Below are 14,659 nucleotides of genomic sequence, written 5' to 3'. Positions count from 1 at the left end.
TCACCTGCCCACGCTGAAACGTTCGACTTCTCGCCCAATGAACTCCAAGGACAGACAGCACGTATGCACGTAGATACGGTTGATAGGATGCTGGTGAGCCGGTTTACCCTCCACCCCCAGCCCCGCCCCATAGCGCGGGAGAGGGGAGCGCGGAGCCGAGCGTTGAGCCATCGCATAGCAATCAACGGTTGTGTGCGATCACGTGTTCTGTTCGCCCTTCAATCCAAAGCGGTGAGGCAGCAATCTAGTAACATTCGCACAACAGCAAGGAGACCCCTATGCACCCGCTTCTTACCCGTGATCCCATTACTGGCGGTGAGTTGATCGTGACCCGGCTCGAGTCGCCGAGCAGCGGGATCGTGATAGAAGGCCGTTTTAGCCTCGGCTGGATTGGCCGGCTCTCGCCCGAACAGTTGGCGTTTGTAGAGTTGCTAGTCAAGAATCGTGGCAATATCCAGCGCCTCGCAGCCGAGCTCGATATTGCTTACAACACCGCCCGCGCTCGCCTCGATGAGATTGTTGCTCTGCTCGGCGGCCCGCCCGAACACGAACCGCGCGTCGATCGCCGCCAGATTCTCGACCGCCTCGCCGCACGCGAGATTTCGGTTGAAGAGGCACTCCGCTTGCTGAAGGGAGTCGGCGATGAACAGCGCAAATGAAGAACGTCACCGGATTTTGCAGATGATCGAACAGGGCCAGCTTTCGGCTGCTGAAGCCGCCCGCCTGCTCGATGCCCTCAGCGCCGACCCGCGCCCGCTCGAACGCAGCCACGCCCGCTTGGTGCGGGTGCGCGTGACCGATCTGGCGTCGCAACGCCTCAAAGCCTCGGTGGCCATTCCGGTCAGCTTGATCAACGTCGGTCTGCGGCTTGGCGCGCGGCTGGCGCCCCAACTGAGCGGCAGCGCCCTCGAAGAGCTGATCCGCAGCGTTGAGCGGGGCACGACCGGATTGCTGCTCGAATGGCAGGATTTGGAAGAGGGTGAACGAATCGAGATAGTGGTCGAATAGCGAGCTAGTGAGTAGCTCAGGAGCACGACGATGAAAGAACGAATTCCGGTTGAGGAGCCAATCACGATCACGATCCAACCGGTCGAGGGTGATCTCACAATTCGCGGCTGGGACGAGCCGGCGATCGAGTGGCAAGCTGATGAGCCGGTGGCGGTGCAGATCGGCGAAGCGGGGGTGGTCATCGGCCCGTGCGATGGCGATGTGCAGTTGGCCGTGCCTGCCACCGCTGAAGTGCGGATTTCGGTTTGCGATGGCGACGCGCGGGTGATGAACCTGCGCCGGGTAAAGGTAGATCGGCTCAGCGGTGATCTGGCATTGCGCCAGATTACCGAGCACGTCGCAATTGGCTATCTAGCCGGCGATGTCACTGCGACCGCAGTTGCTGAGTTAGCGGCGACGGCTGACATTCATGGCGATGTCACGTTGATTGATGTACCGGTGGCCCAGTTTAGCAGCGTAGCTGGTGATGTCACGGCGCGCACTGTGCTAAGCATGGCAGTGCAGCGCCTCGATGGCGATTTAACTGCTAACGGCCTCAGTGAGCAGTTGGTGGTCAGCGTGATCAATGGTGATGTTGAGATTGCCGCCACCGGCGTCGCCCATCTCCGGCTCGATCGGGTGAACGGCGATCTGACGGTAAGCGGGCAGGCGCGGGCGTTGCAGTGCCTGTCGGTAAGCGGTGATGTTGATACCGAGGATGCGCAGATCGATCAATTGAGCGTTGAGACGGTCGCCGGCGACATAGAGATCGGCAAGCTGGTCGGCGGTCAGATCGGCATCATCGGCGGCGACTGCAAGCTGGCCAGCGTGACAGGTGATCTGGCGATTGGCAATGTCGGCGGTGACTGCACAATTAAGCAGGCCAGCGGCAACCTAAGCATCAACGCAGTGGGAGGCGATTTGTCGTTACGCGCCAATTGTAGCACCGGCAGCGTTATCCGGGCACAAGTGGGTGGTGATGCAACGATCCATCTTCCCGAAACACCCGATCTGGCGCTGACAGCAGTGGTAGGCGGCGAGATTAGCGGGGCCGGCGCGCAGCCGTCGTTCCCCGGCCAAGAGGTCGAGCTGCGTTACGGCAACGGAGCGGCCAGTCTACGCCTCATCGTGGGCGGCGATTTGGTCGTCAAAGGCCCCGCCCAACCGGGGTCGTTCAGCAGTATCGGCGCACAACTGGGGCAAGAGTTAGGTGAACTGGGCCGCGAGCTGGGCCGTGAGTTGAGCGAACTAGGCCGCGAGCTAGCCGCCGAGCTGCGCAGCGCGCTATCGGGCCGCGATCCGGATGCGGCTGAGCGGGCGCGCGCTGCTGCCGACCGTTTCGCCAAGCGCGCGCGCCAATTGAAAGAGGAAGCCGGCCCCGAACGGGTGCGGGTGCGGATCAATCAGCGCGAATGGCGGCTCGATCCCGACCGGATCGAGCGGATCAAAGAGCAGGCCCGGCAGGCGGCAGCGGCTGGCCTGAGTGGCGCCCTTGAGGCGGTGGAACGCGCACTCAGTCGCATCCAACCACCCCCGCCTGTGCCACCTGTGCCACCCGTACCGCCCGTACCACCCGTGCCGCCCGTGCCGCCGGCCCCGCCACACCATGCACCGCCGTCGCCACCGCCGGCAACCGGCCAAACCATTCAACTGCGCTCGGCACCACTTAGCGAGGCGGAGCGCGAACAACAACGGGCCTCGATCTTGCAGATGGTCGCCGAAGGGCGCATCACCGCCGCCGAGGGCGATCTGCTGCTGGCCGGATTGGATGAGTAGGGGATGGCGGGTGATTTACCGCAGAGGGCGCCAAGAACGCAGCGGATGATCACCTTCCCTCATACCTTTGCGCTCTCTGCGTTCCTTGGCATCTTTGCGTTAAAGAACTTTACGTCTCTGCGGTGCCGGCCAGCCGTCCGGCGCCGCGGCGCTCTTGGCGTTGGCCCTCACACCCCCGGCCCTCGTTCCCGCCTGACGGCAGGAGCGAGAACGCTGCCTGATCGGCGGGACAGGCACCGTGGAGCGGAACACCGCAGCGCCCCTTGCCCGCTGGCGTGGGCAAGGAGTTGGAGATGAGGACAGTCGCCACAACCAGACGCCAAAACATCACAAGCGAATAGTGGGTTACACTATGGGGAGGAATGGAAACTGTGAACAACCAGACGAGATAGCTTATGATCCTGCGCTACCTGCTGCGCCGCATTCTCTTACTGGGGGTAACGGTCCTCATCAGCTCACTGATCATCTTTTTAATCTGCCGGCTATTACCCGGCGATGTCGCCCGCGTACTGTTGGGCCGCGAAGCTGGCGAAGCGGCGTTGGCCGCACTACGCGCCGAACTCGGCCTCGATCGCCCGTTGCCCGTCCAATACCTCGACTGGCTGCGCGGCTTTATCACCGGTGATTGGGGCATCTCGTACAGCACACGTCAACCCATTCGCCCGCTCGTGTTCGAGCGGCTCGGCAATTCACTATTACTGGCCAGCGCTACTCTTCTGCTTGCATTGCCGCTCGGCATCGGCCTTGGCGTGTGGGCAGGCTGGCGGGCCGGCAAACCCGACGACACCGTCATTAATGTGAGCCTCCTCTCAGTCACCGGCTTGCCCGAATTCGTCACCGGCTTACTACTGATCGACCTCTTCGCCTTTCGGTTGCGCTGGCTGCCGGCCAACTCATCAATCCGGCCCGACGCCACCTTGATCGAGATCGCGCCCCAATTAGCCTTGCCGGCCATCACCGCTACGCTCGTATTGCTCGCTTACATCGCCCGCCTTACCCGCACCGGCGTGATCACCGAACTGCGCCAAGAGTATGTTCGTACCGCAACCCTCAAGGGATTGTCACCGCTCGCCATTCTGCGCCGGCACGTCTTGCGCAACGCACTCTTGCCCACGATTACGGTGATCGCGATCAGTCTGGGATGGTTAATCAGCGGGTTGATTGTGGTAGAGAACGTCTACAACTACCCGGGGATTGGCCGGCTGCTAACCTTCGCCATTGATCGGCGCGATCTGCTTTTGCTGCAAGCCGTCGCTATGATCACGGTTGTCATCTTCGCAGTTGCCAACTTGTTAGCGGATCTACTGTACGCGCTGCTCGATCCCCGCATCCGGCTCGGTGACGAACGCGAACCGGCCTGAAACAGACCTTAACATCCAGTACGCCCGAAACAGCAACGACAGCCCGTTGGGCTGTCGTTCAGGCAACATCGTCTCATCGTGAACCGTTGTCACACGCTTCAGGCTTGAAACTGGTCAAGCAACGCTAGCACTTGCTGGCGATACTGCGGCCAAACCCGCCGTCCGATCAAGCCCTCGATGACATACTCTAGGCAGCTACGACTGCTAAACGAGGCTTCGATGCCATCGGAAGGGCGTATGACATAGCCACTCCAACGCTTGCCACCATCAAAGATAATATAGAGAAGTTGATTTGCCACCACCAAACGATACTCTACGGGATGTTCGCTTTCCCGTTGAGATGTGATCGCCATATTGCCGGCTGGCGAGCAATAGATATGATCAAAACAGAAGAACATCGTCATTTCTCCTCGCTTAGCAGACGCCAAAAGCACCTGAACTACCGCTAGCGCTGATATGATTTAGGCATTGAGCGTGGCGCCGGAGTTCAGCTCGACGCCTCTCTACTGTACCATCGTTCATTGTACAAGCCTACCATCTCTGGGTGGATCGGCGGGTGGATCGACGGTGGATGGCCGCCGCTGCACTGGTTGAAGGGAGCGTGGTATAATGCGCCGCGACAGAGAGGAGAGGCGGATTGAAGTACCAACTGGCGCTCCAACCGGTTGCAGGCGCGTGGCATGGCGAGCACGTCACGCTGACGATACAGGGTGAATACATTATTGATGTCGAATACCGGCCAACGATCGGCGACGGCGCGTACGCTCGCCGGCTCACGCAGGGCGGCATTGAGAGCGCGATGCGCGCGTCTGCGCAGATCTGCCCCTATTGCAGCGTTGCGCATACCTTAGCACTAAGCTTGGCCATTGAGGCGCTTACCGAAGTGACTCCACCGCTACGGGCGCAAGCCATCCGCGCTATTTTGGCGGAACTGGAACGCGCGGCATCGCATACCAATACACTGGCCGCGCTAGCCACCGCCTTGGGCTTACGTGATGCTGCGCGGCTAAGCCGGCTTGAAACCCGGATCCGCTCGATCTTACTCAACCTATGCGGTCGCTACGAAGCGGCGGTGATTCGGCCGGGCGGATTAGCGGAAGAGCCGGATGAGAGCGCCTTAGCCAGCGCCGAACAAGCGATCAACGATTTGTTACCGGCGATGATCGCAGTGGCCGAGCAAACGATCCCACGCCGAACGCTCTTGGCGCGCATGGTTGATATCGGCGTTTTGAACACTGGCGCCGCCAAAGAGTTTGGGCTGGCTGGCCCCTTGGCGCGCGCTAGCGGCGTACCCACCGATGTGCGCACCGATGCGCCATACGCCGGGTATACCGTCCTTGCCCCAGCGCTCGTGGTGGAAGAGGGCGGCGATGTGTATGCGCGGGCGGTCGTCTTGTTGTTGGAAGCGATTGAAGCGTTGCGCGTGGCGGCGCGTTGGTTGCATAATCTCCCGATTGGCGTCATGCAGGAGCCGATCCAGTTGCGGGCAGGTGAAACAACCGCAACCGTCGAAGCACCGCGCGGCCCCCTGCGGTATACTGTGCGCAGCGACGGCCAGCGTCTCACCGAGGTGCAGATCGGGATTGCGCCGCAACTTGACCGCTTACTAGCGCGTTCACTCCTGCAAAAAGCTGCGGTTGACGATGCGCTCCTGATCGCCATCTCAACCGACCCATGCACGGCATGCTGGCAAGCAGCGACCTATATCATTGGTCGCGAATAACGCTTCTGCAATCAGGGGGAGGATAGCGACGCTTCATGGGTGTTACTGCCGGACTGATAAGCTTACTGGCGGTTGCTACCGCTTGCTTTCTGCTCAGCCGCGCTGGCATTACCCGGCGCTTAGCGTTACTCGCTACGCTAGCCAGCGGGATCGCCATGGTTGGGGTCATCATTGACCCGCTTGAACCGGCGGAGGCGACGCCGTTGTACAGCATTGGCGCGATCGCAGTGGTCTTGCCAGCGCCAGTTGCTCTGAGCGAACGAGCGCTGGCAGGAGGGCTATTATTTGGCGGAACCATTGGTCTGCTCGCGTTAGCACTCGCCGTTCCCCCCGCTACTAAAAGCTTTGGTACACTGTTTGGCTGGCTCACATTGGCGCTTGCCGCTGCGCTACTCAGCTTAACGATCCCCCCATTCAGCGTGTTGACCCCGCTCAGTTGGGCGCTGGCTGTGCTGGCCGCCCACGGCGCGTTACTCGCTAGCGGTGTGATGCCGGCACCGGGGCGACTTCCCCCGCACCTGATTGCCGGAGCAGTCGCCGTCGTGGCCGTGAGCGGTCTCATTGCGCTTATGGCGCTGCTGACCCCTGATACAACGCCTGCAACAGCGCCGGTACTCTTCGCGGTGATCGGCGCACTGGCCTTAGCCGGAGCGCCGCCGTTCGCCGGAACACGCTTGAGCTTTGCCCATGCGCCAGCGCCGGTTGGTGCGCTAATCGCTGGGCTGGTATTGCCAACGATTGGGTTGGGGTTCGTGGTGCGGGTCATACCGCAATTACCGCCATTGCCGGCGCTCGCCGGCCAGTTGTTGGCTGCTGCTGGCGCCATCGGCGCGCTCGGAGCCGCAGTCGGTGCGCTCTGCGCGGCGAATGGGCGCGAGTTGGGGTTGTGGCAGGGCGCACTACAAGCCGGGGTGATCGTGTGCGCCGCAGTCATCAACGATCCTCTGGCCGGCTTAGCCGCACCGGCACTCTTACTGGCCTTGCAGCTCCATGCCATTGCTGGCGGGATCGTGGTCGCAGCGATCATCCAACGTCAGAGTAGCGATGCGCTTGACGGATCAGCAGCGCAGGTGGCGCTACCCTTGAGCGGCGTACTTTGGCTGCTCACCACCGCCATTGCCACCGGTCTTCCGCTTGGGTGGAGCTTTTGGGGATGGCGCTGGCTGATCGAAGCACTCGCCACCCGGTTGGTTTGGGCTATTGCGCCACTCATCGCCGCTGCCCTGATCGGTCTAGCAGCCGGGTTGCCGCTCGTAATCCGGTGCTGGCATGGTCAGACGACGACGCGCGAACATTGGCCAGAAGGCATGCTTGGAGGCTTGGCACTCGCGCCACTGGTATTGGCCGGCCTGATCCCGTGGTTGGCATGGCCGCTGTGGTTGAGCTGGTCGCCCTTTGCCCCGCCAGTGCTCCCCGCCGATCCGGTTGCTTGGCCGTTGATTAGCTTTGCCTTGGCCAGCGGCCTTGGCGGATGGCTATTAGCGCGGCGAGCTAAGCGGCTCGACCCGCCACCCAATATCGGCAACCCCGTTATCCCCACTTGGCAGGGAATGGGTGATAGGTTGCGCGGGCTGGCGGAAGCCGCCGATGCGCACACAGCGCTGATTTGGCTGGGGCGCGCGATCGATCGGGTAGCGAGCATGTTGCATACCGGCATGATCATCTTCGAGCAACGCTACTACCTCTTTGGCGTAATCGTCGCGCTGTTGGCCATCCTCATCTTGATGGCGCAATGAACGTCGCCTTGACAAGGAATGACGGACTATGACGTTTGATATCTGGATCATACTGCTCGGCATCTCGGCAGGCGGCATCTTACTGTTGCGCGATTGGCGGCTGACAGTCATCTTGTTGCTGTTGAACTATGGGGCGCTGGCCGGCTTACTGAACGAACAACCCTTCGTGCGACCCGATCTCGGCCAAGCAGGGCTAAGTTCGCTAGCCTTGATCAAACTCATTACTGGCGTCTGCACCACGCTCATTCTCGCGGTCACGGCACTCACTTTTTCGCGCGATTATGGTCTCGAAGACCTCGATGAGTTCGGGCAAGCCGAGCTACGCCGAGCCTTGCGCGCCGCTGCTCGCCAACGCTCCACCGAAACGCTGCGGTTGATTGATTATGTCTTTCCATTTTGGTCAGGAGTTGCCGCCTTGATCGCCAGCATCGTTCTGCCGATCATCTACCCGATTGCGCCCAGTCCCGGTCTCGATTTCGCATGGTACTGGCTTGCGCTTAGCGGTATGCTCACGATGGCCACGGCTAGCGACGTATTGAAAATCGGCTTGGGCTTGCTCCTCTGCACCAGCGGGATTGACTTATTGTACAGTGCGGTCATGAGCGCGCCGGCGGCAAGCGGCTTAAAGATTATGGCGCTACTGTTGCTCAGCGTTGTCCAAATCTTGCTGGCCTTGGCTATCGCCTACCTCGCTGGGATCGTCTATGGGCGATTGAAGACGCTCGCGATCAGCGAACTCTACCGCGGATAACCATGCTGTACCTGTTACTCATCTTTTTCCCGCTCAGTATGGCCTTCAGCACCTTTCTCTTGCGCCGGTTGCCCCGCATTGCCATTGCGCTGAGCATCGGGACGCTAGTCGTTGAATTGTTGCTCGCCGTACAAGTACGGGTTGACGATCCGGTGCGCGTCTTAGGAGTGACATTATTGCTCAGCCCGCTCAACCAAATCTTTCTCTTTCTATTTTTAGGGGTGGGCATTGCAACACTGACCGCGGCGCTCATCGTGCCGCACGGCGAAAACTTCAGCGCCATCGGCCTGCTCACCGTTGGTCAAACGATCGCAATTCTGGTGATGCAAGACTCGTTCGTGACCGCCTTGGTGTTGGTGGCCATCGGTCTGACAACGGTGCTAGCCATTGTTGATCTACCAACCGGAGCCGGGGTCTTGGTCAACCGGCAGACGCTGGCAACTGCATTGAAGTATCTGGTCTTAATGGTCGTTGCCGGTATCTTGCTCTACATCGCCTACGTCCTCACCGATATCTTTCGTCCGGGTGAACTGCCGGGGCGCATTTCGCCAGCTCGGTTTATCTTAGCCTTGCTGGCCGCCGGATTTGCGTTGCGTATGGCGCTGACGCCGTTCCATTCGTGGCTGGTCGATCTGATATCATACGCCGGATCGCTGGCGGCCATCCTTATTATCGCCCTACCAGCGCCGGCGAGCTTGCTCGTTTTGTTGCTGACGATGCAAAGTTTTCCGACGCTGCTCTTCGAGGGAGGGCAAGCGCTTCATGTGCTGCGCATCGGGGCGGCGATCAGCGCCGTGTTAGCCAGCGCGCTAGCATTGACCGCAAGTACGTTGCGCCAGCGCATTGCCTATCTGATCGCAAGCAATTGCGGTATCATATTCTATGGATTCGCCTCACTGTCATTATCCGGCCTGAGTGGCGCGCTGGTTGGTGTGATCAATCTAGCGTTAGCCGTGACAACCATTCTGATCAGTCTGGCCCTGCTCGAACATCCGCACGAGCGCCTGACCGCAGAATCTCGGAACGACCTCTTCTGGCGCCAGCCAGTGGCAGGCGCCGGCGTGTTAGGTGGCGGGTTAGCGTTAATCGGTTGGTTGCCGTTTCCGGGTGGAACCAGCTCGCTCTTAGTATTACAAGCAGCCGCAGCGATCCATTGGGGCGAATTGTTGATCGTGCTGGCGGCAATGGGCTTAGCGGCGCTGACACTGGTGCAATTGGCCGTGCAGTATCTGATTGGTTCGCGCGACATTCCCTCAGATGAGGAACCGCCGCTGCTTGGCGAAACCGAACTGGATCGCCTGCCGCTGCCCCAACCAGCTAGCGAACCATTGAGCAGCGTTGCCCTCATCAGCATCTTGCTGGCTGTGATGTTGGCAATCGGCCTCTGCCCGAATGTGCTGTTGCCAACGATCGAAGCGGCGGTGCGCAGTCTGGCTGCGCTGCACGCTGTATAGCAAAGCAGAGAAAGGAAGCGACAACCTTCATGTTGATAGCCGGATTGATAGCACTGATCATCTATCCGGGCGGCGCACTGGCTATCGGGCTAGGCATTGGCTACCGTTTGCTCACCACCCGCCAACTGCCGGCCAATGGCAGCTTGCTCCTGACCACGGACTGGATTGGCTGGCTGGCGCTGGCCACGCTGGGATTAGTTGCCGGCGGTCTGGCCAGTTTGCCGTGGCCATGGCATCCGGCGCCACTGCCATTTGGTTGGTTAGGGGCTTGGGTATGTTTGGAAGCGGCGGCGTGGCTCCCCTTCTGGCCGGCGTTGTCGTCCGGGGCGCCTCACCTCGTGCGCGCCGCTGTGCGCGAAGCTCAAATCGGCGTATTGGGACGAGCCATCGTATGGAGTGTCGCTGTCATCAGCCTGAGCAGCTCAGGCGGTTTGAGCGGCTGGACGCTCAGCGGCCACCTGCTCATCTGGCTGGCCGGTCTGTTCAGCCTGCCGGCGGCGATCAACTGGGGTCCATTCGGGCCAGAACCATCGTTAGGGCCGCAGGGGATCACCGAAGGGTTGCCAGCGCGTCCGGCGGCAACCTTAACGTTTGCTCGCGATACAGTTGCGGCAGCCCTGCTGACCGTCGTCTGGATGGCAGGCTTACCGCGCGAACTGCTGCCGCCATGGGCTGAGCTGTTGATCATCATTGGCGGCAGCGCCATCACAGCCCTTGCTCTCCAATGGTTGCAAGGCCGGCTGCCACGCTTAAGCGTGCCGGCGGCGCTTCGCACTACGCTCATCTGGGCGGGGAGTCTGGCGGTATTGGCTGTGGCAATGCTGGGATTAGGACAAAGCGCCTGAATGCCTTCCGCTATCTGCGGCGTGATCCCATCCTAGCGCGCTTACTATGCGTTCCTAAGAGAGGTAGCGCGGTGAAATCGATGCCCTTCCCAACAAACCGACCATCCTCGTAGTCAGATGAGCGAGCGCGGATGAACCGATGATGCCGCCTTTCGCAACATTGCATACGTTGACACATAATGTAGCATACATCGCTCATTGCAGCCATCATCACCGGAGTTCGGCATCATGACCGATGTCATTGTCGTTGAAGGTCTTACGAAACGTTACGGTCACGTCTCGGTATTACGCGGCGTCAATCTGCGTGTCGTCGCCGGTGAAGTGTATGGTTTGTTAGGGCCAAACGGGGCTGGCAAATCCACGCTCATCCATCTGCTGCTCGGCTTCTTGCACCCCGATAGCGGGCGCATCCGCGTGCTCGGCAGCGCCAATTTGGAAGCGCAACGCCGCCTGATCGGCTATATGCCCGAACGACAGCGCTATCACAGCTACTACACTCCTCGCGAATATCTCACCTTCCTCGGTCGCTTCGATGAGATGCCGGCCAGCCAGTTGCGCCAACGGATTGACGAACTTCTTGAACTGACCGGACTCGCCACGGTGGCCAATCGCCACCTGCGCACCTTTTCCAAGGGCATGCTCCAGCGTTTCGGCATTGCCCAAGCGCTTTTGACCGATCCCGATCTGTTGCTGATCGATGAACCAACCAGTGGCCTTGACCTCGACGGTCAGCAAGAGTTGCTAACCCTACTCAACGGTGTACGTCAGCGTGGTCATACTGTCTTGCTCTGCACTCATCGACTAGCCGAAGTCGAATATCTCTGCGACCGCGCCGGCATTCTGACCAATGGCAACATTGCGCTCGAACTCAACGTCGCCGAGGTACGGCAATCCGCTGGCAGCATCATCGTGCAAACTGGGCCACTCGATCTACCGTTGCGCCAGCGATTGGAAATGATCGGGCGCGAAGTGCAATGCACCGAGCAGGCGGTGTTAATCAGTCCACATACGCCTGAGTTGCAGGCCAAAGTATTGCAGACCTTGATCGAAGCCAATGTGTCAATCCACGCCCTTGAACCACAAATGAGCCGGTTAGCGCAGATTTATCTGCGCACCGTGCGCGGCGAGCCGGTCGACAATTTACTGGTTGGCAACGTGACATCCCTCCGCCCAGTGTTGCGCGAAACGTTGCTCAAACCGCCAACTGACGATATTGACCCGATGTTGAAGCGACTGTTACAGCGCAGCAGTACCAATCCGCCTAGCCAGAGGGAGGGCAAACAATGATGCGATCGATCGCGCAAGCTGTCCGGCTCGCCGGATTTACATTGCTAGAATATCTGCGATCGGGGCGAGTTTTGCTAGAGGTGGTAGCCGCTGTCGCCTGCTATGTCGTCTTGTTGCGCCCGACCGGAGCCCCGATGAGCGCCGGTTATCTGTTTACGGTGTTGGGTCTTTTTAGCCCGGCTATGGCGATTGTCACCACCAGCTATATGATCAGTCTTGGCGATCGGCCACAGGGGTACATCGTCTTGGCGCACAACGTTAGCCGGGGGGCGTATCTGATCGGGTTATTCTTGGCCGCCGTCACCGTCGCATTGGCGATGTATGGGACTCTCTGCCTCTTGGCGGCCCTGATCAATCGCGCAACCGATCTCGATGTGACCGGATGGTTCCTAGCGACCTTGCCACTCATCCTGAACGTCGGGCTGGTTGCGGCGCTCACGCTCTTGCTCTCGCCGCTCGTGCTTGGAACCGGCTGGCGGCTCTTCGTGCTCGCCTTGGTTGCCATCGCCCTATCAAGCAACGTGATCGGCGGGCCGGTCATCAACCAACTCACCGAGATCAACCCCCTCCTAGTTAATGTGCTGCGCGCCTTTCAGACAATCCTGAGCGGGCCATTAGTACCGGTCTTTTACGGGTATCAGTTGAGCATCAGCCGGGCTTTCGCACAGATAGCGGCGTGGTCAAACCTGTTGGCCCAATGCTCATTGCTGCTGGCGTTTCTTGGCTTAGCCCGCTACGCTTTCAATCAACGCGATCTCCTCTTTAGCGCGTCGTAGGCTCAGCTACCGGTATGAAGGCGATCGCGTCGGCCCAGATGCCTCGCTGCCGATCGCCGGCCAAGGTGCCGGTAGCCACGAACGGCGTGGCTGCCGGATCGAATACATACACCCCCAGATCGGCCCACCAGTTGCGCTCAGCTTCGAGATCAACCGTCACGATCGTTTCGCCATCGCGGTGGCGGATCAAGAAGCGGGCCTCGCGTGAATCATCGTAGCCATTAAGCGCAAACGGAACATACGCCAGCACCCGGTAGCTACCGGCAGCCGGCAATGCTGGCTGCCAAATTGCAACCCGGGGTGCAGCAAAATCGCTAAAGCGCCACGGCCTCGCTGTGCTGGCGGCAAGTTGCGACGGGGCAAAGCGGGAGCCGCCACTGTATCCGATCGCAAGCGATTGCCAATCGCCACTTACGCGAAAACCCGGATCGGCATCGTCAACTACAATCACGCCGGGAGGCGGCGGCGCGCACGGCGAGGGCATATCGGCCCACAACCACACGCTGATCTGCCCCACCGGATTCACTGCCCATGGATCGGGATCAGTGCCGCACCAGCCATACGGATCGACATCGCGCCCAAGATATTGCACCTGCAAATGGAGATGCGCGCCACGCGCGCAACCGGTATCGCCAGCGATCCCGATCACCGCGCCGCGGTCAACCGTTTCACCCGCAGTCACGCTGACGCGGGCCAAATGCCAATAGAGCGTGCGATAGCCGTTGCCGTGGTCAATAATCACCCCACCCGCCGGCGTGGGGCAGCCATCATCAGAAAAACCGGCAAAGACCACCCGGCCCGGAGCGGCGGCCAGCACCCGGTCGGGCGGCCCCAGCGCGTAATCCCAACCAGTATGGCCATCGTAAGCGAACGAACGATCGGTTTCGGCCCGCCCCCAGAAGGTATGCACTGAACCGTTCTCACGCAGAAACGGCGCGTCGTGATCGAAAAACGATGTGACCGGGAAGTTGCGCTCGGTGGGTCGGGTAAGGAACGGTTCGGACGGCGCCGGCCAATCAATTGGTTCAAGGCGCGGATCGAGGTCGAATAGGCGCTGATAGGTAGGGGCAACGGCCCAGAGCAGCGGATCGAGCTGGCCCGGCGTCGTCGTTGGGGCAAGAGCGCGGCTCAGCACGTAGCGGCTAAGGTCAGGCGAGGCGGCAACCTGCGATCCATCGGCAAATGTCAGCGGCGGCAGCGCCTCAGGCCCCAGCAAAGCGTAATCACGCATCGCCGCGCGCAACTCGCGGGTCAGCCAGCGCAATTGGTTAAACACGCCGCGCCGGTTGCCATTCTCACCCCGAAACCCAGCCGCCCATGCCAATTGCTCGCTGCTCGGCGTGGACGTGCTCAACACCCCGCTTTGCAATTCCATCAAGCTAAGCAATAAGCGCGGGCTGACACTATAGAGATGGCTAAGCGAGACCAGCACATCGGTAAAGGATTGGCTCCGCCCGCCAATGACTATCCGCATCGTTGCGAGCGGACTATTGCGCACCTCGAGAAAAGCTTGGATTTCGGGAGCGCTGAAGTGATGGTCGTAACTGAGCCGCTGTGGGTCGAAGAGGGGATGGACGGCAGGCACTGGGGTTGCGGTAATGACTGCGGGCGGCGTAACAACCGGTGTTGCAATTGGCGCCGACGTCGCCGTCACAGTGGCAGTAGCGGTGGTCTGACCGCTCACCGCCGGCGACGCCGGCGGCGGGGTAGGGGTGACCGGCGGCGGAGGCGGGGGCGGAGCCACGCATGCGCTGAGGATAATAATGACCAATAGTAACAAACGACGCATAGCATGCGCAGAATAGCCGAAGGCGGCCAGATGGTCAAGTGAGGTCAGCGCGAGGGGATGTGCCCCAGCCCTAACCCCTCCCCCGCTAGGAGAGGGGAGGCCCTTACCCCTTCCCGTTGCGTCCTCAGTGCCCTTCGCGGTAACAAACGTCTCCTCTCCCGCCGTCAGGTGGGA

Annotated in this window: 14 protein-coding genes; 11 read left to right on the top strand and 3 right to left on the bottom strand. The window is 60.6% G+C overall.

Annotated features, from left to right (window positions below):
* The first annotated feature begins 278 nt into the window (after positions 1–278).
* The 3 genes from Q1A59_RS01540 to Q1A59_RS01530 are packed head-to-tail and all read left to right on the top strand — an operon-like array spanning position 279 to position 2,763.
* Positions 279–659 (top strand): DUF2089 domain-containing protein, encoded by a 381-nt coding sequence (locus Q1A59_RS01540; RefSeq protein WP_066784031.1) that lies wholly within the window; start codon positions 279–281, stop codon positions 657–659.
* Complete coding sequence (locus tag Q1A59_RS01535; RefSeq protein WP_298400851.1) at positions 643–1,008, top strand: SHOCT-like domain-containing protein; 366 nt, start codon at positions 643–645, stop codon at positions 1,006–1,008. The genes Q1A59_RS01540 and Q1A59_RS01535 overlap by 17 nt, the downstream gene beginning before the upstream one ends.
* 30 nt (positions 1,009–1,038) lie before the next feature.
* On the top strand, positions 1,039–2,763 hold the full coding sequence (locus Q1A59_RS01530) for a DUF4097 family beta strand repeat-containing protein (RefSeq protein ID WP_299643539.1): 1,725 nt from the start codon (positions 1,039–1,041) through the stop codon (positions 2,761–2,763).
* Between the two features lie 109 nt (positions 2,764–2,872).
* Here the strand turns inward: Q1A59_RS01530 and Q1A59_RS01525 are convergent, their stop codons facing one another.
* Positions 2,873–3,073 (bottom strand): hypothetical protein, encoded by a 201-nt coding sequence (locus tag Q1A59_RS01525; RefSeq protein WP_298400857.1) that lies wholly within the window; start codon positions 3,071–3,073, stop codon positions 2,873–2,875.
* Between the two features lie 85 nt (positions 3,074–3,158).
* Here Q1A59_RS01525 and Q1A59_RS01520 point away from each other — a divergent pair, with 85 nt between their 5' ends.
* Positions 3,159–4,124 (top strand): ABC transporter permease, encoded by a 966-nt coding sequence (locus tag Q1A59_RS01520; RefSeq protein ID WP_298400859.1) that lies wholly within the window; start codon positions 3,159–3,161, stop codon positions 4,122–4,124.
* A gap of 98 nt (positions 4,125–4,222) precedes the next feature.
* Here the strand turns inward: Q1A59_RS01520 and Q1A59_RS01515 are convergent, their stop codons facing one another.
* Positions 4,223–4,522 (bottom strand): hypothetical protein, encoded by a 300-nt coding sequence (locus Q1A59_RS01515; RefSeq protein WP_298400862.1) that lies wholly within the window; start codon positions 4,520–4,522, stop codon positions 4,223–4,225.
* A gap of 239 nt (positions 4,523–4,761) precedes the next feature.
* Between Q1A59_RS01515 and Q1A59_RS01510 the strand changes: the two genes are divergently transcribed.
* The 7 genes from Q1A59_RS01510 to Q1A59_RS01480 all read left to right on the top strand — a co-directional run bounded on the left by Q1A59_RS01510 (position 4,762) and on the right by Q1A59_RS01480 (position 12,696).
* Positions 4,762–5,847: a hypothetical protein gene (locus Q1A59_RS01510; RefSeq protein ID WP_298400864.1), complete on the top strand. Its 1,086-nt coding sequence runs from the start codon at positions 4,762–4,764 to the stop codon at positions 5,845–5,847.
* Positions 5,848–5,882: 35 nt separating this feature from the next.
* On the top strand, positions 5,883–7,583 hold the full coding sequence (locus Q1A59_RS01505) for a hypothetical protein (protein ID WP_298400866.1): 1,701 nt from the start codon (positions 5,883–5,885) through the stop codon (positions 7,581–7,583).
* A gap of 28 nt (positions 7,584–7,611) precedes the next feature.
* The gene (locus Q1A59_RS01500) at positions 7,612–8,334 is read left to right on the top strand and encodes a hypothetical protein (RefSeq protein ID WP_298400868.1); all 723 of its coding nucleotides are present in this window, start codon (positions 7,612–7,614) and stop codon (positions 8,332–8,334) included.
* Between the two features lie 2 nt (positions 8,335–8,336).
* Positions 8,337–9,788, top strand: a complete 1,452-nt coding sequence (locus Q1A59_RS01495) for a proton-conducting transporter membrane subunit (RefSeq protein ID WP_298400870.1) — start codon at positions 8,337–8,339, stop codon at positions 9,786–9,788.
* Between the two features lie 29 nt (positions 9,789–9,817).
* Positions 9,818–10,633 (top strand): hypothetical protein, encoded by an 816-nt coding sequence (locus tag Q1A59_RS01490; protein WP_298400872.1) that lies wholly within the window; start codon positions 9,818–9,820, stop codon positions 10,631–10,633.
* Between the two features lie 228 nt (positions 10,634–10,861).
* Complete coding sequence (locus Q1A59_RS01485; RefSeq protein ID WP_298400874.1) at positions 10,862–11,920, top strand: ABC transporter ATP-binding protein; 1,059 nt, start codon at positions 10,862–10,864, stop codon at positions 11,918–11,920.
* Positions 11,917–12,696 (top strand): hypothetical protein, encoded by a 780-nt coding sequence (locus tag Q1A59_RS01480; RefSeq protein ID WP_299643531.1) that lies wholly within the window; start codon positions 11,917–11,919, stop codon positions 12,694–12,696. Before Q1A59_RS01485 ends, Q1A59_RS01480 begins: the two co-directional genes overlap by 4 nt.
* On the opposite strand, the gene Q1A59_RS01475 is transcribed toward Q1A59_RS01480, so the two are convergent.
* Positions 12,683–14,485, bottom strand: a complete 1,803-nt coding sequence (locus tag Q1A59_RS01475; RefSeq protein WP_298482164.1) for a peptidoglycan DD-metalloendopeptidase family protein — start codon at positions 14,483–14,485, stop codon at positions 12,683–12,685. The two genes, Q1A59_RS01480 and Q1A59_RS01475, sit on opposite strands and share 14 nt — an antisense overlap.
* Positions 14,486–14,659 lie beyond the last annotated feature (174 nt).

The organism is uncultured Chloroflexus sp., assembly GCF_937951745.1.
Lineage (GTDB): Bacteria > Chloroflexota > Chloroflexia > Chloroflexales > Chloroflexaceae > Chloroflexus.
The sequence above is the reverse complement of the archived record's forward strand: the minus strand, read 5'-3'. Positions and strand labels throughout refer to the sequence as shown.

Coding starts and splice junctions, on each gene's coding strand:
- Q1A59_RS01505 (WP_298400866.1), top strand. CDS start 5,883: ATGGGTGTTACTGCCGGACTGATAAGCTTACTGGCGGTTGCTACCGCT.
- Q1A59_RS01480 (WP_299643531.1), top strand. CDS start 11,917: ATGATGCGATCGATCGCGCAAGCTGTCCGGCTCGCCGGATTTACATTG.
- Q1A59_RS01530 (WP_299643539.1), top strand. CDS start 1,039: ATGAAAGAACGAATTCCGGTTGAGGAGCCAATCACGATCACGATCCAA.
- Q1A59_RS01475 (WP_298482164.1), bottom strand. CDS start 14,485: ATGCGTCGTTTGTTACTATTGGTCATTATTATCCTCAGCGCATGCGTG.
- Q1A59_RS01535 (WP_298400851.1), top strand. CDS start 643: ATGAACAGCGCAAATGAAGAACGTCACCGGATTTTGCAGATGATCGAA.
- Q1A59_RS01485 (WP_298400874.1), top strand. CDS start 10,862: ATGACCGATGTCATTGTCGTTGAAGGTCTTACGAAACGTTACGGTCAC.
- Q1A59_RS01490 (WP_298400872.1), top strand. CDS start 9,818: ATGTTGATAGCCGGATTGATAGCACTGATCATCTATCCGGGCGGCGCA.
- Q1A59_RS01540 (WP_066784031.1), top strand. CDS start 279: ATGCACCCGCTTCTTACCCGTGATCCCATTACTGGCGGTGAGTTGATC.
- Q1A59_RS01520 (WP_298400859.1), top strand. CDS start 3,159: ATGATCCTGCGCTACCTGCTGCGCCGCATTCTCTTACTGGGGGTAACG.
- Q1A59_RS01515 (WP_298400862.1), bottom strand. CDS start 4,522: ATGTTCTTCTGTTTTGATCATATCTATTGCTCGCCAGCCGGCAATATG.
- Q1A59_RS01495 (WP_298400870.1), top strand. CDS start 8,337: ATGCTGTACCTGTTACTCATCTTTTTCCCGCTCAGTATGGCCTTCAGC.
- Q1A59_RS01500 (WP_298400868.1), top strand. CDS start 7,612: ATGACGTTTGATATCTGGATCATACTGCTCGGCATCTCGGCAGGCGGC.